The sequence below is a fragment of the Simplicispira hankyongi genome (genome assembly GCF_003570885.1).
GTDB classification, from domain to species: Bacteria; Pseudomonadota; Gammaproteobacteria; order Burkholderiales; family Burkholderiaceae_C; genus Simplicispira; species Simplicispira hankyongi.
Genome location: NZ_QXJC01000004.1, coordinates 120,967 through 147,939, shown reverse-complemented (window position 1 = coordinate 147,939; position 26,973 = coordinate 120,967). Strand labels below are relative to the sequence as shown.

The 26,973-nt window shown below is 65.0% G+C and carries 25 protein-coding genes; 16 read left to right on the top strand and 9 right to left on the bottom strand.

Going from position 1 to position 26,973, the window contains the following annotated elements:
* Window positions 1-238 precede the first annotated feature (238 nt).
* From rpmH to D3F03_RS11905, 7 genes are all read left to right on the top strand, one after another.
* Entirely contained in the window at window positions 239-373 is a 135-nt protein-coding gene (rpmH, locus tag D3F03_RS11935; RefSeq protein ID WP_005798102.1) for a 50S ribosomal protein L34, read from the top strand.
* Between the two features lie 56 nt (window positions 374-429).
* On the top strand, window positions 430-846 hold the full coding sequence (locus D3F03_RS11930; protein WP_119109644.1) for a ribonuclease P protein component: 417 nt from the start codon (window positions 430-432) through the stop codon (window positions 844-846).
* Window positions 843-1,142: a membrane protein insertion efficiency factor YidD gene (gene yidD / locus D3F03_RS11925; RefSeq protein ID WP_119109643.1), complete on the top strand. Its 300-nt coding sequence runs from the start codon at window positions 843-845 to the stop codon at window positions 1,140-1,142. The genes D3F03_RS11930 and yidD overlap by 4 nt, the downstream gene beginning before the upstream one ends.
* A complete protein-coding gene (yidC, locus tag D3F03_RS11920; RefSeq protein WP_119109642.1) occupies window positions 1,139-2,914 on the top strand; it encodes a membrane protein insertase YidC in 1,776 nt (591 codons plus the stop codon). Before yidD ends, yidC begins: the two co-directional genes overlap by 4 nt.
* Before the next feature lie 147 nt (window positions 2,915-3,061).
* A complete protein-coding gene (gene mnmE, locus D3F03_RS11915; RefSeq protein ID WP_119109641.1) occupies window positions 3,062-4,468 on the top strand; it encodes a tRNA uridine-5-carboxymethylaminomethyl(34) synthesis GTPase MnmE in 1,407 nt (468 codons plus the stop codon).
* A 75-nt stretch (window positions 4,469-4,543) separates the two neighbouring features.
* Complete coding sequence (locus D3F03_RS11910) at window positions 4,544-5,035, top strand: Crp/Fnr family transcriptional regulator (RefSeq protein WP_119109640.1); 492 nt, start codon at window positions 4,544-4,546, stop codon at window positions 5,033-5,035.
* A gap of 225 nt (window positions 5,036-5,260) precedes the next feature.
* Complete coding sequence (locus D3F03_RS11905) at window positions 5,261-6,025, top strand: hypothetical protein (RefSeq protein WP_119109639.1); 765 nt, start codon at window positions 5,261-5,263, stop codon at window positions 6,023-6,025.
* A 15-nt stretch (window positions 6,026-6,040) separates the two neighbouring features.
* Here D3F03_RS11905 and D3F03_RS11900 read toward each other — a convergent pair whose 3' ends face one another.
* Window positions 6,041-6,595, bottom strand: coding sequence for an adenine phosphoribosyltransferase (locus D3F03_RS11900; RefSeq protein ID WP_119109638.1), 555 nt, complete (start codon window positions 6,593-6,595; stop codon window positions 6,041-6,043).
* Window positions 6,596-6,746: 151 nt separating this feature from the next.
* Here D3F03_RS11900 and D3F03_RS11895 point away from each other — a divergent pair, with 151 nt between their 5' ends.
* Window positions 6,747-9,809, top strand: coding sequence for an EAL domain-containing protein (locus D3F03_RS11895; protein ID WP_119109637.1), 3,063 nt, complete (start codon window positions 6,747-6,749; stop codon window positions 9,807-9,809).
* Between the two features lie 11 nt (window positions 9,810-9,820).
* Here D3F03_RS11895 and D3F03_RS11890 read toward each other — a convergent pair whose 3' ends face one another.
* Complete coding sequence (locus D3F03_RS11890) at window positions 9,821-11,806, bottom strand: monovalent cation:proton antiporter-2 (CPA2) family protein (RefSeq protein ID WP_119109636.1); 1,986 nt, start codon at window positions 11,804-11,806, stop codon at window positions 9,821-9,823.
* Window positions 11,807-11,845: 39 nt separating this feature from the next.
* Between D3F03_RS11890 and D3F03_RS11885 the strand changes: the two genes are divergently transcribed.
* The 3 genes from D3F03_RS11885 to lptC are packed head-to-tail and all read left to right on the top strand — an operon-like array spanning window position 11,846 to window position 14,026.
* The gene (locus D3F03_RS11885; RefSeq protein ID WP_119109635.1) at window positions 11,846-12,847 is read left to right on the top strand and encodes a KpsF/GutQ family sugar-phosphate isomerase; all 1,002 of its coding nucleotides are present in this window, start codon (window positions 11,846-11,848) and stop codon (window positions 12,845-12,847) included.
* A 1-nt stretch (window position 12,848) separates the two neighbouring features.
* The gene (locus D3F03_RS11880; protein ID WP_119109634.1) at window positions 12,849-13,412 is read left to right on the top strand and encodes a KdsC family phosphatase; all 564 of its coding nucleotides are present in this window, start codon (window positions 12,849-12,851) and stop codon (window positions 13,410-13,412) included.
* Window positions 13,409-14,026: an LPS export ABC transporter periplasmic protein LptC gene (lptC, locus tag D3F03_RS11875; RefSeq protein WP_119109633.1), complete on the top strand. Its 618-nt coding sequence runs from the start codon at window positions 13,409-13,411 to the stop codon at window positions 14,024-14,026. The genes D3F03_RS11880 and lptC overlap by 4 nt, the downstream gene beginning before the upstream one ends.
* A gap of 118 nt (window positions 14,027-14,144) precedes the next feature.
* Here lptC and D3F03_RS11870 read toward each other — a convergent pair whose 3' ends face one another.
* Together D3F03_RS11870 and D3F03_RS11865 are read right to left on the bottom strand one after the other, a co-directional pair.
* Window positions 14,145-14,645, bottom strand: a complete 501-nt coding sequence (locus tag D3F03_RS11870) for an RNA recognition motif domain-containing protein (protein WP_119109632.1) — start codon at window positions 14,643-14,645, stop codon at window positions 14,145-14,147.
* A gap of 308 nt (window positions 14,646-14,953) precedes the next feature.
* Window positions 14,954-15,355, bottom strand: coding sequence for an RNA recognition motif domain-containing protein (locus tag D3F03_RS11865; protein ID WP_119109631.1), 402 nt, complete (start codon window positions 15,353-15,355; stop codon window positions 14,954-14,956).
* Between the two features lie 344 nt (window positions 15,356-15,699).
* Here D3F03_RS11865 and metX point away from each other — a divergent pair, with 344 nt between their 5' ends.
* The 4 genes from metX to pyrF all read left to right on the top strand — a co-directional run bounded on the left by metX (window position 15,700) and on the right by pyrF (window position 19,058).
* Window positions 15,700-16,878: a homoserine O-succinyltransferase MetX gene (gene metX / locus D3F03_RS11860; protein ID WP_119109630.1), complete on the top strand. Its 1,179-nt coding sequence runs from the start codon at window positions 15,700-15,702 to the stop codon at window positions 16,876-16,878.
* Window positions 16,875-17,462, top strand: a complete 588-nt coding sequence (metW, locus tag D3F03_RS11855) for a methionine biosynthesis protein MetW (RefSeq protein WP_119109629.1) — start codon at window positions 16,875-16,877, stop codon at window positions 17,460-17,462. Before metX ends, metW begins: the two co-directional genes overlap by 4 nt.
* 325 nt (window positions 17,463-17,787) lie before the next feature.
* On the top strand, window positions 17,788-18,141 hold the full coding sequence (locus tag D3F03_RS11850; RefSeq protein ID WP_199665455.1) for a gamma-glutamylcyclotransferase family protein: 354 nt from the start codon (window positions 17,788-17,790) through the stop codon (window positions 18,139-18,141).
* Window positions 18,142-18,233: 92 nt separating this feature from the next.
* Window positions 18,234-19,058: an orotidine-5'-phosphate decarboxylase gene (pyrF, locus tag D3F03_RS11845; protein ID WP_119109628.1), complete on the top strand. Its 825-nt coding sequence runs from the start codon at window positions 18,234-18,236 to the stop codon at window positions 19,056-19,058.
* A gap of 68 nt (window positions 19,059-19,126) precedes the next feature.
* Here the strand turns inward: pyrF and D3F03_RS11840 are convergent, their stop codons facing one another.
* On the bottom strand, window positions 19,127-20,254 hold the full coding sequence (locus D3F03_RS11840; RefSeq protein WP_119109627.1) for an NAD(P)/FAD-dependent oxidoreductase: 1,128 nt from the start codon (window positions 20,252-20,254) through the stop codon (window positions 19,127-19,129).
* A gap of 20 nt (window positions 20,255-20,274) precedes the next feature.
* On the bottom strand, window positions 20,275-21,642 hold the full coding sequence (locus D3F03_RS11835; protein ID WP_119109679.1) for a D-serine ammonia-lyase: 1,368 nt from the start codon (window positions 21,640-21,642) through the stop codon (window positions 20,275-20,277).
* Between the two features lie 232 nt (window positions 21,643-21,874).
* Here D3F03_RS11835 and D3F03_RS11830 point away from each other — a divergent pair, with 232 nt between their 5' ends.
* Entirely contained in the window at window positions 21,875-22,171 is a 297-nt protein-coding gene (locus D3F03_RS11830; RefSeq protein ID WP_119109626.1) for a DUF4148 domain-containing protein, read from the top strand.
* A gap of 67 nt (window positions 22,172-22,238) precedes the next feature.
* Here D3F03_RS11830 and D3F03_RS11825 read toward each other — a convergent pair whose 3' ends face one another.
* From D3F03_RS11825 to uvrA, 3 genes are all read right to left on the bottom strand, one after another.
* Window positions 22,239-23,192 (bottom strand): EamA family transporter, encoded by a 954-nt coding sequence (locus tag D3F03_RS11825; protein ID WP_245960601.1) that lies wholly within the window; start codon window positions 23,190-23,192, stop codon window positions 22,239-22,241.
* Window positions 23,189-23,635 carry an acyl-CoA thioesterase gene (locus tag D3F03_RS11820; protein WP_119109625.1) on the bottom strand — a complete coding sequence of 149 codons (447 nt, stop codon included), beginning with the start codon at window positions 23,633-23,635 and terminating at the stop codon, window positions 23,189-23,191. The genes D3F03_RS11825 and D3F03_RS11820 overlap by 4 nt, the downstream gene beginning before the upstream one ends.
* Window positions 23,636-23,726: 91 nt before the next feature.
* On the bottom strand, window positions 23,727-26,795 hold the full coding sequence (gene uvrA / locus D3F03_RS11815) for an excinuclease ABC subunit UvrA (protein ID WP_119109624.1): 3,069 nt from the start codon (window positions 26,793-26,795) through the stop codon (window positions 23,727-23,729).
* Window positions 26,796-26,973 lie beyond the last annotated feature (178 nt).

Genomic DNA, 26,973 nt, shown 5'->3' with positions numbered 1-26,973 from the left:
TTCTTGTGGATAGAGGGAGCTTATGAGGCCCGGAATTGTAGCTTTTCAAGATCTTATCCACACCCGTGAAAAGGCGTGCGCAAGGGCATTTGCGGCGAGTTCGATTGCTTCGTTCATACAAGCCTGCGATAATTGCCGGTTTCCCTGAAAAGGTTCAGGGCAATTTTGACTTCGCACGCAACTGCTCTGGCGCCATTGGTGGCTGGCGGCTTGCCTGAACAACTTCCAAGGAAAGACCATGAAACGCACTTACCAACCTTCCAAGACCCGCCGCGCCCGCACCCACGGTTTCCTCGTGCGCATGAAGACGCGTGGCGGCCGCGCCGTGATCAATGCCCGCCGCGCCAAGGGCCGCAAGCGCCTGGCCGTCTGAGCCTGCGTGAGCATCAGCGGTCGGTGGCAGTTTCGTGCCCGGCGCGCCACGCTCGTATGCAGCGCCTGAAAACCCGTCCGCAATTCCAGGCCACTCTCGACGGTGGCACGGTGGCGCGGACGCCCCATTTCGCCATGCACCGCCTTGTCCTGGCGCCCACTGCCGTGCCGCTAACGCCGGTTGATGGGGGGGTCGTAGCAAAACCTCTGATCGTGCCCGGCATGGTCTGGCTTGGCGCCATGGTGCCCAAGCGCTGGGCCCGGCGCGCGGTCACGCGCAATGCCATCAAGCGCCAGATTTTTAGCGTGGCGACCAGCTTTGAGCCCCAGCTCCCTCTCGCGGCCCATGTGGTGCGGCTGCGCGCAGCGTTCGATCGCAAGGTGTTTGTCAGTGCCAGCTCTGATGTGCTCAAGAGCGCGGTGCGCGAGGAATTGCACACGCTGTTTGAGCGCGCCAGCCGGAGTAGCGCCTGATGCGCCGCGTGCTGATCGCGCTGGTGCGCGGCTACCGCCTGCTGCTTAGCCCCTGGCTCGGCTCGGCCTGTCGCTTCGAGCCCACCTGCTCCGTGTACGCCATAGAGGCGCTTGAGCGCCATGGGGCACTCTCAGGCAGTTGGCTCACGCTCACGCGGTTGGCGCGCTGCCAGCCCTGGTGTCAGGGCGGGCACGACCCGGTGCCCTTGGATTCGCCGCGCGCTTCGCGCCTGTTCTCGCGTCTTTTGGTGGCGCAAGAAAAATCTCACTCTCCTGCTTCTGAGAAGACTCCATGAACGACATCCGCCGCACCATTCTGTGGGTCATATTCGGCTTTTCCATGGTCCTGCTGTGGGACAAGTGGCAGGTGCACAACGGCCACCGGGGCACGTTTTTTCCCAGCCCCGCGCAGCAAGTCTCGAGCGTACCTGCTGCGGACAAGGCTGCGCTGTCCGGTGTACCAGCCGCCGCTGCAGCAGCAGCACCAGCAGGCGCCCAGACGGGGGCCGCCGTGCCGGACCAGGCGAGCCCTGTGGCGCGCGACAAAATTTCGGTGTCCACCGATGTCTTCAAGGTCGTGATTGACAGCCAGGGCGCTACCTTGTCGGAGCTTGAGCTCACGCAGTACAAGGAAAAGTCGCATATCCGCGGGCTGGTCGATGCCGTCAAGGGCGTCTTGGGCATGCCGTTGCTTCCCGTCGAGATCACGCCTGTCACGCTGATGGAAGACGGCAACCCGGCGACCCGCTACGTGGCGCAAACCGGCCTGCTCAATACGGTGGACGCTGGCGCCAGCTTCCCTAACCACCTGACGCTGATGCAGGCGCTGCCTGGCCCGCGTGTGCTGGCCGATGGCGCCAAGACGCTGGAAGTGAGCTTTGAATCGCAGCCTGTGGGCGGGCTCAAGTACGTCAAGACCTATGTCTTTACCCGTGGGGACTATTCCATCCGCGTGAAGCACCAGGTGGTCAACGTCGGCGACCAGCCACGTGACGCGCAGCTCTACCTGCAGCTGGTGCGCCATGGCACGGTGGCTAAGGGCACCATGCTGGGGGCCAACACGTTCACCGGACCGGCCGCGTATACCGATGAGAAGAAATTCCACAAGATTCCCTTTGCTGACATCGAAAAGCAAAAGGCCGAAGTGCCTGCGCCAGCGAACAACGGCTGGATCGCCATGGTCCAGCACTACTTTGTTGCGGCCTGGCTGCTCAACGCACCTGATAGCCAGACCCTGCAGCGTGAATTTCGCGTGAAGCGTCTGGGCGACAACCAGTATTCCGTGGCCATGGTGATGCCGTTGGGCACCATCGCGCCGGGCGCGAGCCGGACCGTTGACAGCGACCTGTATGCTGGCCCGGAAGAAGAGAAAAAGCTCGAAGCACTTGCCCCTGGCCTGGAGCTGGTGAAGGACTACGGCATCTTCACCATTATTTCCAAGCCGCTGTACTGGTTGCTCAACCAGTTGCACAGCGTGCTGGGCAACTGGGGCTGGTCCATCGTGGGCCTGGTGCTGCTGCTCAAGATCGCCTTCTACTGGCTCAATGCCAAGGCCTACGCCAGCATGGCCAAGATGAAGGCCATCAATCCCAAGATTACCGAGATGCGCGAGCGCCTCAAGGACAAGCCCCAGCAGATTCAGCAGGAGATGATGCGCATCTACCGCGAGGAGAAGGTCAACCCCATGGGCGGGTGCTTCCCCATCGTGATTCAGATTCCGGTGTTCATTTCGCTGTACTGGGTGCTGCTCTCCAGCGTGGAAATGCGCAATGCCCCCTGGATCGGCTGGATCCACGACTTGTCGTCGCCCGACCCGTTCTTTATCCTGCCATTGCTCATGACGCTCAGTTCGCTGCTGCAGACGGCGCTCAACCCGGCGCCGCCAGACCCTATGCAGGCCAAGATGATGTGGATCATGCCGCTGATGTTCAGCGTGATGTTCTTCTTCTTCCCCGCCGGTCTGGTGATGTACTGGCTGACGAACAACCTGCTGTCGATTGCCCAGCAATGGGTCATCAACACCCGCATGGGGGTTCCGCCGCAGTTCCATTTGCCAAAATTTAAGTAACCCCCTGAGCGGCTGCGCCGCTTCCCCCTTTCTCTCGCGCTACGCGCGGGAAGGGGGACGACACCAGCGCGGCGGGGCGGCCCTTGCGCGGTGTCCCGCGCCTGGGCTGCGCCAGTTTTTGGCGCTCCAATCCGAACCATCGCCGCCATGCTTGCCCGTCACCACGACCCCATCGCCGCCATCGCCACCGCCCCTGGGCGCGGTGCCGTAGGCATCGTGCGCGTGTCGGGCAAAGGGCTGGCGGCGCTGGCCCTGGCGCTTTTCGGTCGCCCCCTACGCGCACGCGAGGCCACCTACCTGCCGTTTCGCGACGCCGCAGGACAGGCCATCGACCAGGGGCTGGCGCTGTACTTTCCCGCGCCGCACTCCTACACCGGGGAAGACGTGCTGGAACTGCAGGCACACGGCGGCCCGGTGGTGCTCCAGTTGTTGCTGGCGCGCTGCCTGCAGGCGGCTGCCGAGCCCGACCCGCAGACGGGAACGCCGCGGCTGGCGGGCCTGCGCCTCGCGCAGCCGGGCGAATTCACCGAGCGGGCCTTTCTCAACGACAAGCTCGACCTGGCGCAGGCCGAAGCAGTGGCCGACCTGATCGACGCCTCGACCAGCGCCGCGGCCCGAAGCGCCGCGCGCTCGCTGGCGGGCGCGTTCTCGCAGGAAATCCACACGCTGCGCGACGCGCTGGTGCATCTGCGCATGCTGGTGGAAGCCACGCTGGATTTTCCTGAGGAGGAGATTGACTTCCTTCGCAGTTCTGATGCCGCTGGGCAGCTACAAGATTTGCAGCGGCGGCTGAAGCTTCTCATGGAGCGCGCGCACCAAGGCGCGCTGCTGCGCGAAGGGATCAAGGTGGTGATCGCCGGCCAACCCAATGCAGGCAAGAGCTCACTCCTCAACGCCCTGGCGGGTGCCGAACTGGCCATCGTCACGCCGATTCCCGGCACTACGCGGGACAAGGTGCAGGAGACGATTCAGATTGAAGGCGTGCCGCTCCACGTGATCGATACGGCTGGCCTGCGTGAGAGCGACGACGAGGTAGAGCGCATCGGCATCGCACGTGCCTGGGAGGCCATCGCTGGCGCTGATGCCGTACTGTTTCTGCATGATCTCACCCGAAGTGACACTACTGAATATGTAGCTGACGACGCAGTACTGGCAAGCGCTATGGGCAGATTTAAGCCGAATTCCGTACCCTTGCTCGACGTCTGGACCAAAAGCGACTGCGTCCCTCCGGGCGGGCCGCGCGAGGGTATCCGCCTGTCGTCCCATAGCGGTGAGGGGCTGGATGCGCTGCGCCTGCGCTTGCTGGCGATGGCCGGCTGGCAATCGGCTCCGGATGGCATCTTCATTGCCCGCGCGCGCCATGTGCAGGCGCTTGCTGCGGTGGGCGCGCATCTGGAGGCGGCGGCTGACCAATTGCAGGGCCGCCATCCGGCGCTGGATTTGTTGGCCGAGGAACTGCGCCTGGCGCAGAATGCCTTGAACGCCATCACGGGCGCGTTTGGCGCCGACGATCTGCTTGGCGTCATCTTCTCGAGCTTCTGTATCGGGAAATAGCCGCGAAAACCCGCTTGTAAGCGACCGTAACGCCGGCTTGTGCGCATTCCGCATTCGCGGTAGCGTCAATGGATCATGAATGCTCCAATGCCCTCCACGATCAAGCTCGATTTAAGCGGCCTGATCAACGCCATTATTCAAGCCACCGCCGAGGACAGTCTGAGCAATCCGCTGAATACTGCCGATTGGAACTTGCTGTCGGCCTACATCCAGCCCATGACGCTCGCCGCAGGCCAGACCTTGTTCATGCAGGGGGCCTCCGAGCGCACTTTGTACTTTGTCGAGAGCGGCAGCCTCAGCGTGCACTACGAGGACGAAAAGGAGCGCCTGCGCCTGGCCATCGTCACGGCCGGCTCGGTGGTTGGCGAAGGCGCGTTTTTCTCGCACCGACCGCGCAGCGCCACCGTGCAGGCCACGGCGCCTTGCAAGCTCTGGAGTTTGACGGCGATGCGCTTTACCGAACTGAGCAACCGCCAGCCCGCCATTGCGCTGCACCTCGCCATGGCGGTTGGGGCGGTGATAGCCAAGCGCATGGGCAATCGCCGCCGCCGCATCGCGACGACCTGAGCGCTGGATTCACGCCGACTGCGGTGGCGCTGGTCCGCGAAGGCGGCTTCGGTGTATTGCTGTGCCCCTGCATGCTTGATGGGGGCTACATGCTGTCGGGTGCCTTATTGACCGTTTATCTGACATAGCGCCTATCGCCATACAGGCTGCCATGACCTAAACTCGGCCCGCATACAGCGGTGCGCACGCCATCTGCGGCCCATTTAGGTTGAAGAAAGTACAACAATGTCCATTCTGAGCTGGTTCACCCGAAAGCAGACGCCGGTCGGTGCACGCAATCTTGAACCTTCGGGCCTTCTGAATGCCGACGCCACGGTGCCCCTCGTACCGGGCCGCAATGGGCGCCAAATGCCCGAGCCTGTCCCCATGGACCATGCGGCCAATCGCAAGAATGAGCGCATGGAGCGGCGCGAACTGCTCTACACCGTCGTGCGCGACGCCATGGTGCGTGCCGGCGTGCTCTCGGCCAGCTACAAATTCAAGGTGCTCTCGCTGGACCAGCGTGGCAGCCAGTTTCTCGTCATGATGGATCTGGCGCGCGAGTTTGGCGGGGATACCGCCAGGCTGAGCGAAATCGAGGCGCTGATTGCGCAGACGGCCAAGTCGCGCTACGACATTGCGGTGACGGCCGTCTATTGGCGGATCAACGACCACGTCGCCGTGGGCATTCCACAGAAAGCGGCTGCAGCGCAGCGACCGGTCGCGGCCAACGCCCCGGTAGCGCCGCAGCCGACGCACCCCCCGGTCGTGGCGCCGGTACGCGCCGCCGCACGTCCCGCGCCGGCGCCCTTTGACCCGATTGCCGCGGACGAAGTCGAAGCCTTCAAAAAGGCCCTGGGCGCTTCGCCGCAACGGTCCAATCTGCCGGGGGTCGCAGTGCGCACGGGGCCGTTGCGGCGCCCCACGGCAGATGATTTTGCCGACACGGAAATGCCGCACACAGAACCCCGTGGCCCGGACTTGAGTGGCACGCAGTACGGCGATTTGTGACCATTGCCGGCGCGTTCAATGCCCGGCGAAATCCACCAGCGTATATAGGCGCAGCCCCGCCTGGCGCAGTCGTGCAGAGCCTCCCAGTTCGGGCAGATCGACAATGCAGGCGCCTTCCACCACCTGAGCGCCGAGCTTTTCCAACAGCTTTTTCCCCGCCATCATGGTGCCGCCGGTGGCGATCAAGTCGTCGATCAGCAACACCCGGTCGCCAGCCTGCACGGCATCGGTGTGCAGTTCCACCGTTGCACTGCCGTATTCGAGCTCGTAGGTTTCCTCGACGGTGGTAAAGGGCAGCTTGCCCTTTTTGCGGATCGGCACAAAGCCCACGCCCAGTTCGTAGGCCACCACCGCGCCCAGGATGAAGCCGCGCGCGTCGAGGCCTGCCACTGCGTCTGGCCGCAAGTCACGCTGCATGTAGCGCTGCACGAAGGCGTCTATCAGCACGCGAAACACCTGGGGATCCTGCAGCAGCGGCGTGATATCGCGAAACTGCACGCCTGGGGCGGGCCAGTCCGGTACGGTACGGATGTGCTGGCGCAGGTAGTCGGAAAAGCTGGGTGTGGGCATGGCGAGAGTTTGCAATGAAATCCGCGGGTGCTGATGGCCTGTGCCAGCGGGCAGTGTAGTGAACCGTTGTGCACCCGCCACTTGTCAAAGTGTGTGGCAAAGCGCCCATAATGACTTTGGTAATGCGAGTCCGCGCGTACCCCAAAAGCCCATGACCGTTTCTGTTCTTCTTGTCGAAAGCAGCGACGACTACGCCGACCAGGTGCACGGGGCACTGGCCGAATCCTGGCTTGCCTGGGACGTCCAGCGCGCACGCACGCTTCGTGAGGCACGAGAAATCCTCCAGCAGCGCCGTTTTGATGTGGCGCTGGTGTCCTACCGCCTGTCGGACGGTGCTGCCTACGATGCGTTGGCGGCTCTGGCGGGGACCCCAGCCCTGATCGCGGTACCGGCGGGTGCCGAGTCGCAGGCGGCCCATGCCTTGCGCCACGGGTTTGCCGATTTTTTTGTGCACGACCCGGCCTGTCAGTACCTGCTCACCCTCCCTTCGCAAATCGAAGCCGTGCTCGAGCGCAGCCGCAGCGCGAAGTCCCGGGAAGCCGCCGAACAGCTGCTCGCGCGCCAGCACCGCTTGTTGCAAGCGATTTTCAAGGCCCAGGCCTTGTTCATTGCCAGTGCAACGCCCCGGGATGCTTTTGAAACCCTTCTTCACGAAATGCTGGTGTTGACGCAGAGTCCGCTGGGCTTCGTTGGCCAGGTGGAAGCAGCGCCCTCAGGTGCAAAGCAACTGCGCATCCACGCCATTACCGACATTGCCTGGGACGTGCCATCACGAAGAAAGCTTGCGCAACTCGATGCGGGAGGCATGGTCTTTAACAATCCCCACTCGCTGCTGGGTGCTGCGCTTGAGGGGGCTGTGCCCCTGATCAGCAACGATCCCGCGAGTGATCCGCGTGCCGGCGGATTGCCGCCCGGCCACCCGCCGCTGCACTCCTTTATGGCCTTGCCCATTCTGGCAGGAGGCGAGGTCGTTGCGCTGGCGGGTGTGGCCAACCGCGCCGAGGGCTATCTCACGGCAGATGTGAGCTTTCTGCAGCCGCTGCTCAACACCGTGGGGCAGTTGGAAATGGCGCGGCGCGCCGACCGGGAACGCCGGGCGATGGAGGCGCAGCTGGCGCGCACCAGTGCTGAGCTGGCCACCAAGAGCCAGGCGCTCGAAGTGACGCTGGCCAGCGTCTCCCAGGGCATTTCCAATGTGGACGAGCAGGGATTCGTGCGCGTGCACAACCAGCGCTACCGCGAGCTTCTGGATCTGCCTCAGGAACTGCTCGATCGCCAACCCCATATGAGCGAGATCGTGAGCTTTCAGCGGGAGCGCGGCGACTTTGGTGTGGGGTTCGAACTGATTGAGCCGAATGCGCGCAGCTATGTCGCCTCCGAGTCTGCCGCGCAGGCCCAACTGGGGGACATGCCGCCACTCTATATCCGCAAGACGATGGAGGGGCGCTATCTGGAAGTGCGCACCCGCCTGCTTCCAGGTGGCGGACGCGTGCGCACATTTGCCGACGTCACCGACTACCTCGTCACACAGGACGCGCTGCGCCAGAGCGAAGCGCGCTGGCGCAGCCTCACGCAACTGTCCTCCGATTGGTACTGGGAGTGCGATGCCGAATTTCGCCTGACACGGCTGGAGGGCAATATCCGCGCGGATCTGGGCATCTCTGAAGACCAGTTGTACGGCAAGCGCTTGTGGGAAATGGCGACGGTGCAAGTCCCTTCGGCTGCGATGGCAGCCTACCGCCGGCGGCTCAATGCGCACAAGGTCTTCCATGATTTCGAGATACAGAACGCCAATTCTGGCGTGACCACGTTCTGGGCGGCGCTCAGCGGTGAGCCGATATTCGACGAGGCGGGCCAATTCACCGGCTACCGCGGTATCGCGCGCGATATTACCGAGCGCAAGCGTGCTGAGGCCAAAATCGAGCAGTTGGCGTTTTTCGACGATCTCACAGGCCTGCCCAATCGCCGCCTGTTGCTGGACCGACTGGGCCAGGTGCTTGCTCAGTGCAAGCGAGTCAACAGCCAGGCTGCACTGTTGTTCCTGGATCTGGACAATTTCAAGGACATCAACGACACGCTGGGGCATGAATGGGGCGACCGGCTCCTCGCAGAGGTGGGCCAGCGCTTGTCCGAAGGCGTGCGCGCCTCGGACACCGTCGCCCGGCTAGGTGGAGATGAATTTGTCGTCATCCTCCAGGGCCTGAGCGGGAAGGCCCAGGACGCGGCGCAGGAAGTGGAGGTCGTGGCGCTCAAAATTCTCGCCCGCCTGAACCAAAGCTACGAGATCGAAGGTCGCTCCATCCACAGCACCCCCAGCATTGGCATCGCGCTGGTTGACTCGGCCTCTGGAACGCCGCAGGATCTGCTCAAGCGAGCCGACCTCGCCATGTACGAGGCCAAGGCGCAGGGGCGCAATACGCTGTGCTTCTTTGATCCGCAGATGCAGGCCACGGCATCGGCGCGCTCGCTGCTTGAAGCGGATCTGCGGCAGGCGTTGGCGCGGTCCGAATTTCTTGTGCACTACCAGCGCCTGGTCGACGCAGACAACCGTGTGCTCGGGGCGGAGGCACTGGTGCGCTGGCAGCATCCGCAGCGTGGGCTGGTGCCACCGATGGAGTTCATCGGTCTGGCTGAGCAGACCGGTTTGATCCTGCCGCTGGGCCGTGCTGTCCTGCGTAGCGCTTGCGAGCAACTCGCACGCTGGGCTGCCCATGCGGCCAGCGCGCACTGGACGGTCTCGGTGAATGTCAGTGCGCACGAGTTTCGCCACCCTGGCTTTGTCGAGCAAGTGCTCGCCATCCTTCAGGAAACGGGAGCACAGCCGGCCCTGCTCAAGCTCGAACTCACCGAAAGCCTGCTGCTGCACGATGTAGAGGATTGCATCGCCAAGATGCAGGTCCTGCGCAGCCGGGGCGTGGGGTTTTCCCTAGATGATTTCGGCACCGGGTATTCGAGCCTGACCTACCTCAAGCGCTTGCCGCTGGACCAGCTCAAGATTGACCAGAGCTTTGTGCGCGATGTGTTGACCGACCCCAACGATGCCGCCATCGCCTGCACCATTGTCACGCTGGCGCAGAGCCTGGGGCTCGATGTAGTGGCCGAGGGAGTGGAGACCGAAGGCCAGCGGCAGTTTCTGCTGAACAATGGCTGCCGCTGCTTTCAGGGGTATTTGTTCGGGCGCCCAGGTCCTGCTGAGGCCTTGCTGCAGCCATAGTGGCGGCGCACTCAGCCGCGCAGTAGCCGCTCCTCTGCCAGTGCCAGCGCGGGCGGCGCGCCCGAAAGCACCAGGGTGTCGCCTTCGGCCAGTACAGCCGCCTCGCTCACGCTGAGTGCATGGCCCAGGCGATTGCGCAGATTCACCACGCTCACCCCCAGATCGGGCAAATGGAGTGTCCCCAATGCCTGTCCCAGCGTGGCCGCCCCCGTAGGCAGCGTCAGCGTCGCCAGGCGTGCCTGTTCGCGCTCGGCGGAGGTGTCGTCGTCCGCACCATGAAAGTAGCCACGCAGCAACTGGTAGCGCGCTTCGCGCTGGTCCTGCACGGAGCGGATCACGCGCCGCATGGGGACGCCCACCAGCGCCAGTGCGTGGCTGGCCAGCATCAGCGAGCCCTCGATAGCCTCGGGCACCACTTCCGTTGCGCCGGCTTCGCGCAATTTTTCCAGGTGCAGATCGTCCTGGGTGCGTACGACCACCGGAACGTGCGGTGCATGCGTACGCGTATTGGCGAGCACCTTGAGCGCCGCAGGTAGTTCCAGGTAGGTGATGGCCACCGCACTGGCGCGTACCAGGCCCGCCGCCATCAAGGCCTGCAGGCGTGTGGCGTCGCCGTACACCACCTTGTCACCCGCGGCAGCGGCCTGGCGTACGCGGTCCGGGTCGAGGTCCAGTGCCAGGTACGGTATCGATTCGCGCTCAAGCATGCGCGCCAGGTTTTGTCCGCAACGGCCATAGCCGCAAATGATCACGTGTCCGTTGGTGTCAATCGACTTGCGCGCAATGGTTGTCATCTGCAGCGATTGCAAAAGCCAGTCACTCGCCACCAGGCGCATGACGATGCGGTTGCTGTACAAAATCAGAAAGGGTGTGGCCAGCATCGACAGCACCATGGCCGCGAGGATGGGGTTCATGAGCGCCGGACGCAGCAGGTTGTTTTGCAGGGTCAGCGAGAGCAGCACGAAGCCGAATTCGCCCGCCTGAGCCAGGTACAACCCGGTGCGCAGCGCCACGCCCGTGCTGGCCCCCGTGAGGCGCGCCAGCAGCAGGATGATGAGCAGCTTGAGCGCCAGCGGCACAACCACCAGGCCCAGCACCAGCCATCCCTGTTCGAGCAGGATGTGCCAGTCGAGCATCATTCCGATGGTGATGAAGAACAGGCCCAGCAGCACGTCGTGGAAAGGGCGAATGTCCGTCCCCACCTGGTGCCGGTATTCGGTTTCCGACACCAGTACGCCAGCAATGAAGGCCCCGAGGGCTAGGCTCAAGCCCGCAAGGTCGGTCAGCCACGCCAGGCCCAGCGTGATGAGCAGAAGATTGAGCATGAACAGCTCGTCGCTCTTGCGCCGTGCCACCAGCGTGAGCCACCGGCGCATCACGCCTTGCCCGCCCGTTAACAGCACCGTTACCAGCACAATGGCCTTGAGCAAGGCCAGGCCCAGCGCGCTCAGCAGGTTGTCGGGCGACGACCCCAGCGCCGGGACCAGCACCAGCAGCGGGACGACCGCCAGATCCTGGAACAACAGGATGCCCATGACATTGCGCCCGTGCTCGCTCTCCAGCTCGGCACGTTCGGACATCAGCTTGACCACAATGGCCGTGCTGCTCATGGCCAGTACGCCGGCGAGTGCCAGTGCGGTCTGCCACCCCACATCCCAGACTCCGCCCAGGTACTTGGCCAGGAACAAGGTCCCGCCAAACCCCAGGGCCATGGTCAGCGTCACCTGTAGCAGACCCAGCCCGAACACCTGGCGGTGCATGGCGCGCAGCTTGGGCAGGCTGAATTCCAGGCCAATGGCAAACATCAGGAACACGACGCCGAATTCGCCCAGATGGCGCACGCTGTCGGAATTGCGCGCCAGCGCCAGCGCATGGGGCCCGATCAGTACTCCTGCCACCAGGTAGCCGAGCATGGGGGGCAGTCGCAGGCTTCGGCACACGACTACGCCCAGCACTGCGGCAAGCAGATAGAGAAGTGTGAGCGCAAGGCTGGACATGGTGCAATGCTAGCGGAGCGCCACCGATAGAATTGGCCGATGCACGCTGCCCACGCCTCCGAGCGCCCTTTCGACCCGCAGCAAGCCCTGCGACTTGGTCGTGAGACCTTTGAAATTGAGTCGGCTGCTCTGCAGCGCCTGGGTGAATCGCTCACCGGCGCGTTCCCCGACGCGGTGCGTGCCATGCTGCACACGACGGGGCGCGTGGTGGTCATGGGAATGGGCAAAAGCGGGCATGTGGGGCGCAAAATAGCCGCCACGCTCGCCTCCACCGGCACCCCGGCGCTGTTCGTTCACCCCGCAGAGGCCAGCCATGGCGACCTGGGCATGGTGACCCCGGGCGATTTGGTGCTGGCCATTTCCAACAGCGGCGAGAGCGCCGAGTTGATTGCCATCCTCCCGGTGCTGCGACGGCTTGGCACGCCACTGGTCGCGATCACTGCCAAGCCGCAGTCGGCGCTGGCGCAGCATGCCGATATCGTGCTTGACTGCAGCGTCGAGCGCGAGGCCTGCCCGCTCAACCTGGCGCCGACCACCAGTACCACGGCGCAGCTGGCCCTCGGCGATGCGCTTGCCGTGGCCCTGCTGGATGCACGGGGTTTCCGCGCCGAAGACTTTGCGCGCTCACACCCCGGCGGTGCCTTGGGTCGCAAGTTGCTGACGCATGTCAGCGACGTGATGCGCAGCGGCGACGAACTGCCGCGCGTGGGCCCAGAAGCCGGATTTGGCGAACTGATGCGCGAGATGAGCGCCAAGGGCCTGGGCGCCGCTGCCATCGTGGACCAAGCTGGCCATATTCTGGGCATTTTTACCGACGGTGACCTGCGCCGGCGGATCGAGAACGGCGCCGATCTGCGCCCTTGCACCGCCGCGCAGCTCATGCACCCGGGTCCGCGCACCATCCGCAGCGACGCGCTGGCGGCCGACGCTGCGGCGTTGATGGAAACCCATGGCATCACCAGCGTGCTGGTGGCCGGCGACGATGCGCTGCTGCTGGGCGTGGTGCATATTCGCGACCTGATGCGCGCCAAGGTGATCTGACATGAAGAGCGCTGCGCCAACCCTCCCCGCCCTGCGCTTTGCGCCTGAGCTGCTGCTGGCCGCACAGGGCGTGCGCGTGGCGTTTTTTGACGTGGACGGGGTGCTGACCGACGGGGGCATCTATTTCACCGACACTGGCGAAACCCTCAAGCGCTTCAGTACGCTCGATGGCCATGGCCTCAAGCTGCTGCAGCGCGCCGGCATTGTGCCCGCCGTCATCACCGGGCGCGATTCTGCGCCGCTGCGCCTGCGGCTCTCCGCCCTGGGCGTGCAGCATGCGGTGTTCGGCACCGAAGACAAGGGCCCGGCCGCGGAGCGCCTGCTGGCAGAGCTGGGCCTCACTTGGGGCCAGGCGGCTGCCATGGGCGACGACTGGCCCGATCTGCCAGTGTTGCGGCGCGCCCGCTTCGCCTGTGCGCCGCCGGGTGCCCACGCCGAGGTCCTTGCCAGCGCCCAATACACCACTCAGGCATTGGCCGGTGCCGGAGCTGCACGTGAGTTCTGTGATCTGCTGCTGGTGGCCAGCGGCAGCTATGCTGGCCTGCTGGCCGACTACTGCGTATGAGAAGCCGCCCGCAGCGCGTGTGGGACCACATATCGGTGTACCTGCCCGTCGTGCTCATGGGGATGCTGGCGCTCGCCACCTGGTGGCTGGTGCGCAGTGCGCCTTCGGCTCCGTCCGGTGCGCAGGAGCCTGTGCGTGGCCATGAGGCGGACTATTTCATGCAGGGTTTCTCGGTCAAGAATTTTGGCCCCCAGGGGCAGTTGCTCAGTGAAGTACGCGGTGAAATGGGCCGCCACTACCCAGACACCGACACGCTGGAGATCGACCGCATGCGCCTGCGCGCGCAGGACGCTGCCGGCCGGGTCACCCATGCCTCTGCCGACCGTGCACTGAGCAACGCTGATGGCTCCGAAGTGCAGCTTTTCGGGAATGCCAAGGTGGTGCGCGAGGCCGTACCCAGCGTGCGCGGGCAGGCGCAGCCGCAGCTTGCGTTTGAAGGCGAGTTCCTGCACGTGTGGCCGCAGTTGGAGCGGGTGCGGTCCAACAAACCGGTGACGCTGACCCGCGGCAATGACCGTTTCACGGCGAATGGCCTGGTGTACGACAACATCGCCCAGGTGTTGGAACTGCAGGGTGCCGTGCACGGTAGCTTGGTGCCGAGAAAATCAAAGTAAAAAGCGCTCTATCGTAATTGGAAGAACAGTCTTGCGCTACATAATTAGTAGCATTTGATTGGCTAGGCCGAAAAAAAAGCCTCCGCAGAGGCTTTTCGTCGAAGTGCTATGCGGCCGGTCAGTAGCCGCTTCCGCCGCCATAGTCGTTGCCACCACTTCGGCCACCGCCGCCGCGGGGGCCAGAGCCGTAAGGGCTGCGGAAACCCCCTTCACTGCGACCGCCGCCGTAGCCACCACCGCCGCCCTCGCGGCCACCGCCGTAGCCTCCACCGCCACCTTCGCGTCCCCCGCCGTAGCCGCCGCCACCGCTGCGACCACCGCCGTATCCGCCACCACCGCCGCCATAGCCACCGGAGCGCGGTGGGCGCGGCTCCATGGGACGCGCTTCATTGACGACGATGGCCCGGCCGCCGAGCGATTGGCCATTCATGCCGTTGATGGCGGCCTGCGCTTCTGCGTCGCTGCCCATTTCGACGAATCCAAAGCCCTTGGAGCGACCGGTATCGCGCTCCATCATCACCTTGGCGCTGGTCACGGCTCCGAACTCGGCAAAAGCCTCTTCCAGATCGTTGTCGCGCACGCCGTAGGGCAGGTTGCCCACGTACAGTTTGTTGCCCATGTTCGGGATTCCTCAAAAACACATGAAAAAAGCGATGGAGTCCCGAAAACGCAACCAGATCATCTTGACGACGCTGCGTGAAACCGACGGATCACCGCAAACCCAACGGGACCGCACGAAGCACGCCCCATTTGTTAAAGGCACTCTCCGCACGCGCTCCAATGGAGCACCCGCCAGCGCATTATGAATCTTGTTTTTCCCGGGAAAGCAAGGGTTTTCTGGGATTTTTGTGTGCACCGGCAACAAAAAAGGAACCCGAAGGTTCCTTTTTTAGCTATGCCGGCGAAAGCCGGCTCGCAAGGGGTTGATCAGTAGCCGCCGCGGCCACCACCGTAGCCGCCACCGCCGCCGCCGCTGCGGCCACCACCGTAGCCGCCGCCACCACCGGCACCACCACCGTAGCCGCCGCCGCCAGCACCACCACCATAGCCACCGCCGCCACCGCTACGGGGAGGACGGGGTTCCATGGGGCGCGCTTCGTTGACCACGAGGTCGCGGCCGCCGAAGTTTTGGCCGTGCACGCCAGCGATAGCAGCTTGTGCCTCAGCGTCGTTGCCCATTTCGACAAAGCCGAAACCCTTGGAGCGGCCGGTGTCGCGTTCCATCATGACTTTGGCGCTGGAGACCGAGCCGTACTGGCCGAAGGTTTGCTCAAGGTCGCTGTCGCGGAAAGAATAGGGCAGGTTGCCCACGTAAAGTTTGTTGCCCATAAGGGACTCCTGAAGAAACAAAAAACGCGATGGAGTCCGACGCAATCAACAAACCTGTGACGACTTCAAAGACGCGAAACTGACCATGCACCGCTTCACTGTTTTTTCGACATGCGGAAAAACCTGACCATTATCAGCCAATTTTCCAGGGCGGCCGCTTTTATTTCCCTTTTCTTCTAAATTGTGCCTTGGCACAACGCCCGTATGGCGCGCATGGGCACCTGCGGCTTTGCTATAGTGGCTGCCACGCGCCGATTTGCCACAGCTTGCGGGCGCTTTACAAATACTGCTAAAGACCGTCCGCGAGCCACCCGGTACCGTTTTTAGCGTTGCCGGGTTTTTTTATGCCGCTACTCGCCACGCCCCAGTTCCAGCATTTTTCCGAGCCGCTCGCGCTGCAAAGCGGTGCGTCCATCGCCGGCTACACGCTGGCGTTTGAAACCTACGGCACGCTCAACGCTGCGCGCTCCAACGCCGTGGTGGTGTGCCACGCGCTCAATGCATCGCACCATGTGGCGGGCGTCTATGCTGGCCAGGACAAGAGCGAAGGCTGGTGGGACAACATGATCGGCCCCGGCAAACCGGTGGACACCAACCGCTTCTTCGTCATCGGCATCAACAACCTCGGCTCGTGCTTTGGCTCCACCGGCCCCATGCACGAGAACCCGGCCACCGGCCAGGTCTATGGCGCCGACTTTCCCGTGGTCACGGTGGAAGACTGGGTGAATGCCCAGGCGCGGCTGCTCGATGTGCTGGGCATCGCGCAGTTGGCCGCCGTGCTCGGTGGGAGCCTGGGCGGCATGCAGGCGCTGTCGTGGGCACTGCAGTACCCCGAGCGGGTGCGCCACGCCGTGGTGGTGGCGAGTGCACCCAACCTCACGGCCGAGAACATTGCCTTCAACGAGGTGGCGCGCCGCGCCATCGTGACCGACCCGGATTTCCACGGCGGCAACTTCTACCGCCACGGCGTGGTTCCCAAACGCGGCCTGCGCATCGCCCGCATGATCGGCCACATCACGTACCTTTCCGACGACGTGATGAACGAGAAGTTCGGCCGCAGTCTGCGGCCGCCTGAGCTGCTGGCCGGCCAGGCGCCGCCGTCGGACGACCCGGCCACGCTGCTGCGCGACTACCACTACAGCACGCAGGACATCGAGTTCCAGATCGAAAGCTACCTGCGCTACCAGGGCGACAAGTTCAGCGAGTATTTCGATGCCAACACCTACCTGCTGATCACCCGCGCGCTCGACTACTTCGACCCCGCGCGTGCCTTTGGCGGCAACCTGACCGAGGCGCTGGCGCGCGCCAGCGCCAAATTCCTGCTGGTGAGCTTTTCTACCGACTGGCGCTTTGCCCCCGCGCGTTCGCGTGAAATCGTCAAGGCGCTGCTGGAGAACCGGCGCGACGTGAGCTACGCCGAAATTGATGCGCCGCACGGGCACGACGCCTTTTTGCTCGACGATGCCCGCTACCTGGGCGTCGTCGGCGCGTATTTCGATCGCATTGCCAAGGAGCTGGCATGACTGAAAAGGCCACCATGCAGGCGCTGGCCGCGCTGGTTCCCCAGGGCTCACGCGTGCTCGATCTGGGCTGTGGCGACGGCGCCATGCTCGACTACCTGCAACGAGAGCGCGGCTGCAGCGGCTACGGCGTTGAGATTGCCGATGCCAATGTGCTGGCCTGTGTGCGCCGCGGCGTCAACGTGGTGCAGCTCAACCTCGACGAAGGCCTGGCCCTCTTCGAGGACAACTCGTTCGACATGGTGCTGCAGATCGACACCCTGCCGCATCTGCGCAACGCCGAAGTCATGCTGCGCGAAACGGCGCGTGTAGGCCGCGCCGGCGTCGTCGCCTTCCCAAACTTTGCCCACTGGCCCAACCGCCTCTCGGTGCTGCGTGGGCGTATGCCCGTGACGCGGCGCCTGCCCTACCAGTGGTACGACACGCCCAACATCCGCGTTGGCACTTACAAGGACTTTGAGGTGCTGGCGCACAAGAACCAGCTGCGCATCCTCGACGCCTTTGGATTGCAGGACGGCGAAGTGGTGCGCTGGCTGCCGAACGCGCGGGCGGGGACGGCGGTGTTTCATTTCGAGCGTGCTGCGTGAGCGCGGGCACCCGGTGGGAGCGCAGCGATCCACTGTTCCAGGCCGACGCCCTCTTGGATCGTTGCCGGTGGCGCGGGTCAATGGCAAGCATGCGGGTTTCACTCCTCGCAAAATACCGTCCCCAGATGCCGCCCAATAGAATGATTTAAGGCGATGCTGAATAAGTCACCGCGATGGCGAGGATTTGCAACGCCGCAGACCGCCCGAAGCACGGATGCGCGGCGCGTGAGGGACTTATTCAGCATTGCCTTCACCGCCCCATGTTCCCGGCACGGCACGCTTGCCGATGCGGGGCGCAACCGTTTTTCATGACACTTCCATGCCCATGATGCAGCTTCTCTTCTCCTATGGAACGCTCCAGCAGCGTGATGTGCAACAGGCCACGTTTGGGAGACTCCTTCATGGAACCGCCGACGAGCTGCTAGGTTTTCACCAATCCATGGTCAAGATTGAAGATCCCGATGTGGTGAGGACCAGCGGGAAAACCCATCACCCCATCGTCGCCCGCACCGGCAGGCCAGACGACCGTGTGGCAGGGACCGTTTTCGAAGTGACGCAGGAGGAGCTCGCGCAGGCAGACCGCTACGAGGTGTCCGACTACAAGCGCGTCGCGGCCCAACTGGCTTCCGGGCGAACGGCCTGGGTTTACATCGATGCGCGCGCCCTCGCAGCGCCGTGATGCCCCCCTCATGCCATCCGCCATGCCTGTGCGCCGACGCCAAGGCCGCTGAACCGTGCAAACGGGTGGTCCTGGCTGCCTAAAATCCCCCCATGGACTTCCTCGACATGCTGCGCGCCGCTTCGGCGCAGAACGCCTCCATGCTCTGCGTCGGGCTGGACCCCGAACCCACACGCATCCCTGCTTGCGTGCCGGAGGGCCCGAACCGGCTCTACGACTTCTGCGCCGCCATCGTCGACGCCACCTGCGACCTGGTGTGCGCCTTCAAGCCGCAGATCGCCTACTTTGCCGCGCACGGCGCCGAGGGCCAGTTGGAGCGCCTGATGCAGCACATGCGCGCCAATGCGCCGCAGGTGCCGGTGATCCTCGACGCCAAGCGCGGCGACATCGGCTCCACCGCCGAGCAGTACGCACGCGAGGCGTTCGAGCGCTATGGCGCCGACGCGGTGACGCTCTCGCCCTTCATGGGCTACGACTCTATCGAACCGTATTTGCAGTACCCCGGCAAGGGCGCCTTTTTGCTCTGCCGCACGTCCAACCCTGGGGGCGACGATCTGCAGAACCAGCACCTGGCCGATGTGGAAGGCCAGCCGCGTGTGTACGAGCACATCGCCCGCCTCGCGCAGGGGCCGTGGAACCGCAACGGCCAGCTCGGGCTGGTGGTGGGCGCCACCTACCCGGCCGAGATCGCGCGCGTGCGGGCATTGGCGCCCACGGTGCCGCTGCTCATTCCCGGCGTGGGGGCCCAGGGGGGCGACGCCGCCGCTACGGTGCGCGCCGGCTGGCGGGTGGACGGGCCGATCGTCGTCAACTCGTCGCGGTCCATTTTGTACGCCAGCAACGGCAAGGATTTTGCCCAGGCCGCACGGCGCGAAGCCGAGCGCACGCGGGCGCAACTGCAGGCAGCGCTGGCGTAAGATAGCTACGGTAAATATAGCTGCAGGCGCATACAGGCTGTGCGTTAGCGGCCTATTTCTCTTAAATTTCAGCGCAAACGGGCGGGCGACATGGCAGCCGGGTCCACGCCCTGCGCCTGCAGGCTCTCGTCCAGCGTTTCGCCCAGCACGAGGTTGCGCGCCAGCAGGGCGTAGGCGGGCGCACTCTGGATGCCGTAGCCGCCCTGCGCGGCCAGCCAGAACAGGCCGCCCACGCCACCATCCCAGCCGATCACCATCTCGCCATCCGGCACGAAAGAGCGCAGCCCCGCCCAGGTGTGCGTGGGTCGGCGGATGGTGAAATGCGTCATCTCCTCGATGTGGAAGATGCCGGTGGCCACATCGATCTCTTCGGGCATGACGTCGTGCGGCGTCGTCGGGTCGGCGTTGGCGGGTGAGCCCAGCAGTTGGCGCGCGTCGGGCTTGATGTAGAAGCTCTCGTCCACGGCAATGATGGCGGGCATCCGCGCCAGATCCATGCCCTCTGGCGCCGGAAAGGTGAAGGCGGTGCGCCGGCACGGCGTGAGGCCAATGGGGGCGGCGCCCGCCATCTCACCCAGCACATCGGCCCAGGCGCCGGCTGCGTTGACGAGGGTGCGCGCGCGCACGTGGCTGCCGTCGGCCAGCGTGAGGTTCCACAAGCCATCGTGGTGCTTGGCCGCGACCACTTCGGCATCGGTGCGCAGCGCGCCGCCGCGCTGCCTCAGCCCACGCAGATAGCCCTGGTGCAGGCTGTGCACGTCGATGTCCGCGGCGCCCCCTTCCTGCAGGCCGCCGCCCAGCGCCTCGCGGCGCAGGCAGGGGTGGCGTGCGGCCAGGGCGTCGGCCGACAGGCGTTCGAGTTGCGGTGCATGGGGGCGCAGTTCGGCTTCGGTGGCGTCCAGCAGGTCGAGCTGGTCGGGCCCTGCGATATAGACCACGCCGCGCGGCGAGAGGATGGCGCTGTCGCAGAAACCGGGCGGAGGCGATTGCAGGAACGGCCGGCTGGCACGCGTCATGGCGCGAATCGCCGGCGTGCCGTAGGTTTCCAGGAACAGCGCCGCCGAGCGGCCCGTGGTGTGGTAGCCGGGAAGGGATTCGCGCTCCAGCAGCAGCACGCTGCCGTGCGCGGCGAGCTCCCAGCCCAGGCTGGCGCCCGCAATGCCGGCGCCGACGATGGCGAAATCTACGGTGGACATGCTCAGGTCTCCTTGCGGGTTCAGGATGCGGCTGCGCCTGCAGTAGCGGTTGCGGACAGGCCCCGTCCGCGCGCGACAAATTGCCCGAATTCGGCGTCCGGCAGCAAGGAGCCACCGGTGGTCCAGGCCACGTGGGTCGCCTGCGGCAACTGCGCGAGCAAACCCGTGTGCGCCAGCCAGGCGCGGCCAATGGGGCTTTGCGTCAGGCGCAGCGGGCCTTCAAGCCCGGCGGCGGCGGAGGGCTCGATGCGCAGGCCTTCTGCCTCGTGTGCCCGCACCAGGTGCTGGAACAGGGTTGCGTCATCCACCGTGTACACGCCAGAGAGCCGCTCGCGCATCAGGCCCGCTGCCAGGCGCGAAGCCTGCGCCACGGCAAGCCCATCGGCCTCCGTGCGGTTGGTCAGGCCCATGCCGTACACCGAAGGCTCGGCGCCCAGGCCCGCGCGCAATTGCAGCAACATGCAGGGCGATTGCACCGGCTCGGCAAAAAAGCAGTGCACATGCGGCCCGAAGCGCTCGCGCAGGCCCAGGGTGATGCCGCCGGGCGCGCCGCCGACGCCGCAGGGCAGGTAGACGAACAGCGGGTGCCGGGCGTCCACCATCACGCCGGCGGCGTCCAGTTGCGCCTGCAACTCGCCAGCCGCGACGCTGTAGCCCAGCAGCAGCGAACGCGATTGCTCGTCGTCGACAAAATGGCACAGCGGGTCTTGGGCGGCCGCTTCGCGTCCGGCCTGCACGGCCAGCGCGTAGTCGCCTGCGTGCTCCAGCACCTCCACGCCATGCGCGCGCAGCCGCGCTTTCTTCCAGGCCTTGGCGTCGTGCGACATGTGCACGCGGGCGCGAAACCCGAGCGCCTTGGCAATCAGCCCAACGCCCATCCCCAAGTTGCCGGTCGAGCCCACCGCCACCTCATGCTGCGCAAACAGCGCGCGCGCGGGGGCGCTGGCCAGCACCGTGAGGTCGTCCCCCGCAGCCATCAACCCGTGGGCAAGCGCCAGACGCTCGGCCAGTTCCAGTATTTCGTGCGTCGCGCCGCGCGCCTTGACCGAGCCGGCAACGGGGAGCAGGTGGTCGCATTTCAACCAGAGCGCGCCGCAGGCGGCGTCCAGGCCCAGGGCGCACTGCAATTCGGCGGTGCGCACCAGAGGCGAAGCGATGCGTCCGCCGGCCTCTGCGAGCACCGGGAACACGCGCGCCAACAGGGCTGCGGCACGCTCGAAGCGCTGCTGCGCGGCGTTTATCTGGGCCTGGCCGACTTCACCGGGCGCCGGGGCCGCCTGCCAATCGGGGTTGGCCCACAAACAGGGCTCGGCTTGGCGCAGTTGCGCCTCCAGCATCTCGGCGCTGCCAGCGCCAGCGGGTGGAACGGAAGAAGCAAAGGAAGGCATGTTGCCATTGTGCCCAGTGCGCACCTTTTGCGCACCTGCCGTCGATCGAGATTGTTTCAAATACTGGAACAGTCAATTCGTGACTGAATGGTTTTAAATCGACCTCATGCGGCGTACAGTTCAATCCATCGATGAGCCGAACACACAAGGCGACTCACCGAAACCGCTCCCCAAGGGCACCGTGCCCTTCCCACAGCGGGTTTTTTAAGTCGTTTTTAAGAAAGAAACCATCATGAACACCGCACGCATTCTCTCTATCGCCGCTGTTGCCGCTTTTGCCTCTATCGGCGCCCAAGCCGGCGAATTGAACGGCAACCTCTACGGCACGGACTTTGAAGCCCACGTGCAATCCACCCGCAGCAGCACCGACGTGCGCGCCGAAGGCCAGAAGGCACTGCCCAACTTCGCCAAGGGCCCCGTGGCCGACTACGCTGCACGCACCACCAGCAATCTGGACCGCGCCGCTGTTCGTTCGGACGCCTTGGTCGCTATCCGCGCCCACCAGATCGCCACCGGCGAACGCAGCTAAACACTGCGGCAGGGCGCTAGGCGCCCTCGCTTCTAGGCCCGTACCGTGCAAACGGTGCGGGCCTTTTTTACGGGGTACTTTTGCGCTGGGCCATGCGCCCGCCCAGCACCACGCAAACCAGCGCCGCCACGATAAAGGCCGTTCCGACCCATTGCCATCCGGTCACGACTTCGCCCAGCACCAGCAGGCCGGCCGCCAATCCCACGACCGGTACGCCCAGGCTGAAAGGCGCCACCCGGTTGGCCGGGTGGCGCGTGAGCAGACGTGTCCACAGGCCGTAGCCGAGGATGGTTGCCGCCCAGCCCAGGTACGCGACCGAGCCCCAGGCCAGCCCGGGCAAAGCGCTCCAGCTACCCAGGTGGAGCCAGCGGTCAGCGTCAGGCTCCGTGACCGCCACGAGCGCAGCGAACGCCAGAATCGGCGCCGGGCAGGACCAGACGACAAAGGCAATCGGGTCGTAGCCCGGCGCCGCACGCTGTGCCAGGCGCGCAATGATGTTCGAGACCGACCAAGACGCCGCCGCGCACAGCGTGAGCGCAATGCCGATCAGCGTGGCACCGCCGGCGCTGCCCGCTTCAGGCCCAATGAAGTTCATGGCAAAGCACCCGAGCCCGACAGCCGCCAGGGCCATGCCGATCAGCAGCGGGCGGCTGGGTCGCTCGCCCAGCGCCATAAAGCCAAACAGCGCGGTGAAGAACACCTGGGTCTGCATCAGCACGCTGGCCAGCGCCGCCGTCATGCCGAGTTTGAGCGCAAAGAAACCAAAACTGAACTGTCCCACGCCCTGGAACATGCCAAATCCGACCACCCAGCGCCAACCAATGCGCGGTGGGCGCACCAGAAACACCATCGGAAGGGCGGCGGCGACGTAGCGCATGCCGCCCAGTTCAAAGGGGGTGAAGCTTTCCAGCCCCCACTTCATGGCAATGAAGTTAAGCCCCCAGAGGACGACCACGGCCAGCGCCGCCAGCAGGTCGCCCGTCCCCAGGCCCGCTGCCTCACCGGTGGGGCGGCGGCTCACTGCACCGCCTGCGCGGCGGCAATTTGCGCTTGGACCCGCTGCGCCAGGGCCATGTCGCCAGGCGTTTCGGGAATGAAATGGTCTACGGCGCGCGGCGCGCCGGCAGCGTCCAGCGCCACATAGACGGCTGCGCAGTGCAGCACCATGTGCAGCTCGCTGCCGGCCAGCGCGCCGGTGTGCACTTCAATCGCCAGGCTCATGCTGGTCTCGCCGGTGAACGCCAGGTGCGCACGCACCTCGACCAAATCGCCCGCATGCACCGGCCGCAAAAAGTGCGCGTTGCCGACAAAAGCCGTCACGCAGGCGCCCCGCGCCCAGGCCGAGGCGCAGGCAAAGCCGGCTTCGTCCACCCAGCCAAGAACGCTGCCGCCTGAGACGCGGGCGCCGGCGCCGGCGTGCGGGCTGTTGTGCGGGGCCAGAAAGCGCAAGGTGATGGAGTGCATGGGCGGGTGTGGGCGGGCGAGTTGGAGAGGCCATTATTCCCTAGAGCATCTCCGTACGTAAGCTACCAAATAAATAGCTGAAAGCGCATATCTATAAAGCGCTAGAGGCCGATTTGGCCAAATATTTCCGCAGGTAATGCCCGGTATGGCTCGCCGGGTTGGCCGCGACCTGCTCCGGCGTGCCCGTGCCCACCACGCTGCCTCCACCCGCGCCGCCCTCGGGTCCCATGTCGATGATCCAGTCGGCGGTCTTGATGACGTCCAGGTTGTGCTCGATGACGACGATGGTGTTGCCGGCGTCGCGCAGCTGGTGCAGCACCTTGAGCAGCAAATCGATGTCGGCAAAGTGCAGGCCGGTGGTGGGCTCGTCCAGGATGTAGAGGGTGCGGCCGGTGTCGCGTTTGCTGAGCTCTTGCGCGAGCTTGACGCGCTGCGCCTCGCCGCCCGAGAGCGTGGTGGCGCTTTGCCCCAGGCGCAGGTACGACAGGCCGACGTCGAGCAGGGTCTGCAGCTTGCGGGCTATTGAAGGCACGTCCTTGAAGAAGGCGTAGGCGTCTTCCACCGTCAGCTCCAGGATGCCCGCGATGTTGCGGCCCTTCCATTGCACTTCCAGCGATTCGCGGTTGTAGCGTTGGCCGTGGCAGATGTCGCAAGGCACGTAGACATCTGGCAGAAAGTGCATTTCCACCTTCACCACGCCGTCGCCCTGGCAGGCCTCACAGCGCCCGCCCGCCACGTTGAAGCTGAAGCGCCCTGGGCCGTAGCCGCGCTCCTTGGCGAGGTTGGTTTCCGCCATCAGTTCACGGATGGGCGTGAACAGGCCGGTGTAGGTGGCCGGGTTGCTGCGCGGCGTGCGGCCAATGGGGCTTTGGTCGACGTTGATGACCTTGTCGAAATACTCGATGCCTTCAATGGCTTCGTGTGCCGCCGGCTCCTCGTGCGCGCGGTAGAGCTGGTGGGCCACGGCGGTGTACAGCGTGTCGTTCACCAGCGTGCTTTTGCCTGAGCCAGAAACGCCCGTTACGCAGGTGAACAGGCCGACCGGAAAATCGACGCTCACGTCTTTGAGGTTGTGACCGCTCGCCCCGACCACGCGCAGCGCCTGCACGGCGCCCTGGCGGGCCACATGCTCGGCAAGGCGTGCAGCGCGGCGTTCGCCGGCTTCGGTGACGGGGAAACGCGATTTGCCCTTGGGCGCGGCAGGGGCCTCCTGTTTCACCACCGGCAGCCAGGGCGTGCGCCGCGCCGGGACGGCGATGCGGCGCGTGCCCGCCAGGTACTGGCCGGTGAGCGAATCGGGGTTGGCGCGCACTTCGTCGTAGGTGCCCTGGGCCATCACGCGGCCACCGTGTACGCCAGCGCCGGGGCCCATGTCCACCACTTGGTCGGCGGCGCGCATCATGTCTTCGTCGTGCTCGACGACGATCACGCTGTTGCCGATGTCGCGCAGGTGTTTGAGCGTGGCGATCAGCCGGTCGTTGTCGCGTTGGTGCAGGCCGATGCTGGGCTCGTCGAGCACGTACATCACGCCCGTCAGGCCCGAGCCGATCTGGCTGGCCAGGCGGATGCGCTGCGCTTCGCCGCCCGAGAGCGTCTCGGCACTGCGGTCCAGGCTCAGGTAGTTCAGGCCCACGTCGTTCAGAAACTGCAGGCGGGTGGCGATTTCGCGCACCACTTTGTCGGCAATGTCGGCCTTCGAACCGCTGAGCCGCAGAGCGGCAAACCAGGCGTGGGAAGCAGACAGCGTGGCGCGGCTCACCTCCCAGATGGCGCGGGCCTGCTCGCCTTCGCCGATTTTCACGAAGCGTGCCTCGCGGCGCAGGCGTGTGCCGTGGCAGTCGGGACAGGGCTGCGACTGGCGGTAGCGGGCCAGGTCCTCGCGCACCGCACTGGAATCGGTCTCGCGGTAGCGCCGCGTCATATTGGGCAGGATCCCTTCGAAGGGGTGCTCGCGCAGCACCGGCTTGCCCTTGGATGCGCCACTGTCAACAAGGTAGCGAAACACAATCTGCTCGTCACCCGAACCGTGCAGCACCACCTGCTGCACCTGGGGCGGCAAGGTCTCGAACGGCGTGTCCACGTCAAAGTGGTAGTGCTCGCCCAGGCTTTGCAGCATGGCAAAGTAGTAGGCGTTGCGCCGGTCCCAGCCCTTGATGGCGCCGCTGGCCAGGCTGAGCGTGGGAAAGGCCACCACGCGCGCCGGGTCGAACACCTCGCTGTGGCCCAGGCCGTCGCAGGTGGGGCAGGCCCCCATGGGCGAGTTGAAGGAAAACAGGCGTGGTTCCAGCTCGGGCAGCGAATAGCTGCACACCGGGCAGGAGAATTTCGCGCTGAACGCGTGCTCGCCTTCACCGTCCGTGTTGCTGTCCATCTCCAGCGCCAGCACGCGGCCATTGGTCTCGCCCGCGCTGGCGCCCACGCGCAGCGCCGCTTCGATGCTCTCGGCCAGGCGCTGCTGGGCGTCCGGGCGCACCTTGAGGCGGTCGATGACGACGTCGATATCGTGCTTCTCGGTCTTTTTCAGCTGTGGCAGGTTTTCGGCCTCCAGCACCTGGCCATCGACGCGAAAGCGCACATAGCCCAGCGCCTGCATCTGCGCGAACAGCTCGGTGAATTCCCCCTTCTTCTCGCGTGCCACGGGCGCCAGCAGCATCAAGCGCGTATCAAGCGGCAGCGCCAGCACCGCATCGACCATTTGGCTCACCGTCTGCGATTGCAGTGGCAGGCCATGCTCGGGGCAGTACGGCGTGCCGGCGCGGGCGTACAGCAGGCGCAGGTAATCGTGAATCTCGGTCACCGTGCCCACCGTGGAGCGCGGGTTGTGGCTGGTGGCCTTCTGCTCGATGGCAATGGCGGGCGAGAGGCCTTCAATCAAATCGACATCGGGCTTGTCCAGTCGCCCGAGAAACTGCCGCGCATAGGCAGAGAGGCTCTCCACATAGCGCCGCTGGCCCTCGGCGTACAGCGTGTCGAACGCCAGGCTCGACTTGCCGGAGCCCGACAGCCCGGTGATGACCACCAACTGGTTGCGCGGCAGGTCGAGGTCGATGTTTTTGAGGTTGTGCGTGCGCGCGCCGCGGATGCTGATGCGCTGCTCGCGCAGGGCGCGGGCAAGGTGGGGGCCGTCGGTGGAAGCTTCAGGGGAGACGGGATCTGGCATCAGCGGGTGAAAAAAGTCGAACCCGCGATGATAGGCCCGCCTTTGCGGATCGCGCCCCACCGAGCCATCCCCGCTGATGCTGGACCCTGAGAAACAGGCAATGGCACTAGGGAAAACCCATTGTTCACAAAGATTTGCGGTTCCATTAGCATCAAGCTCCGGTGTACCAGGGCAGTGG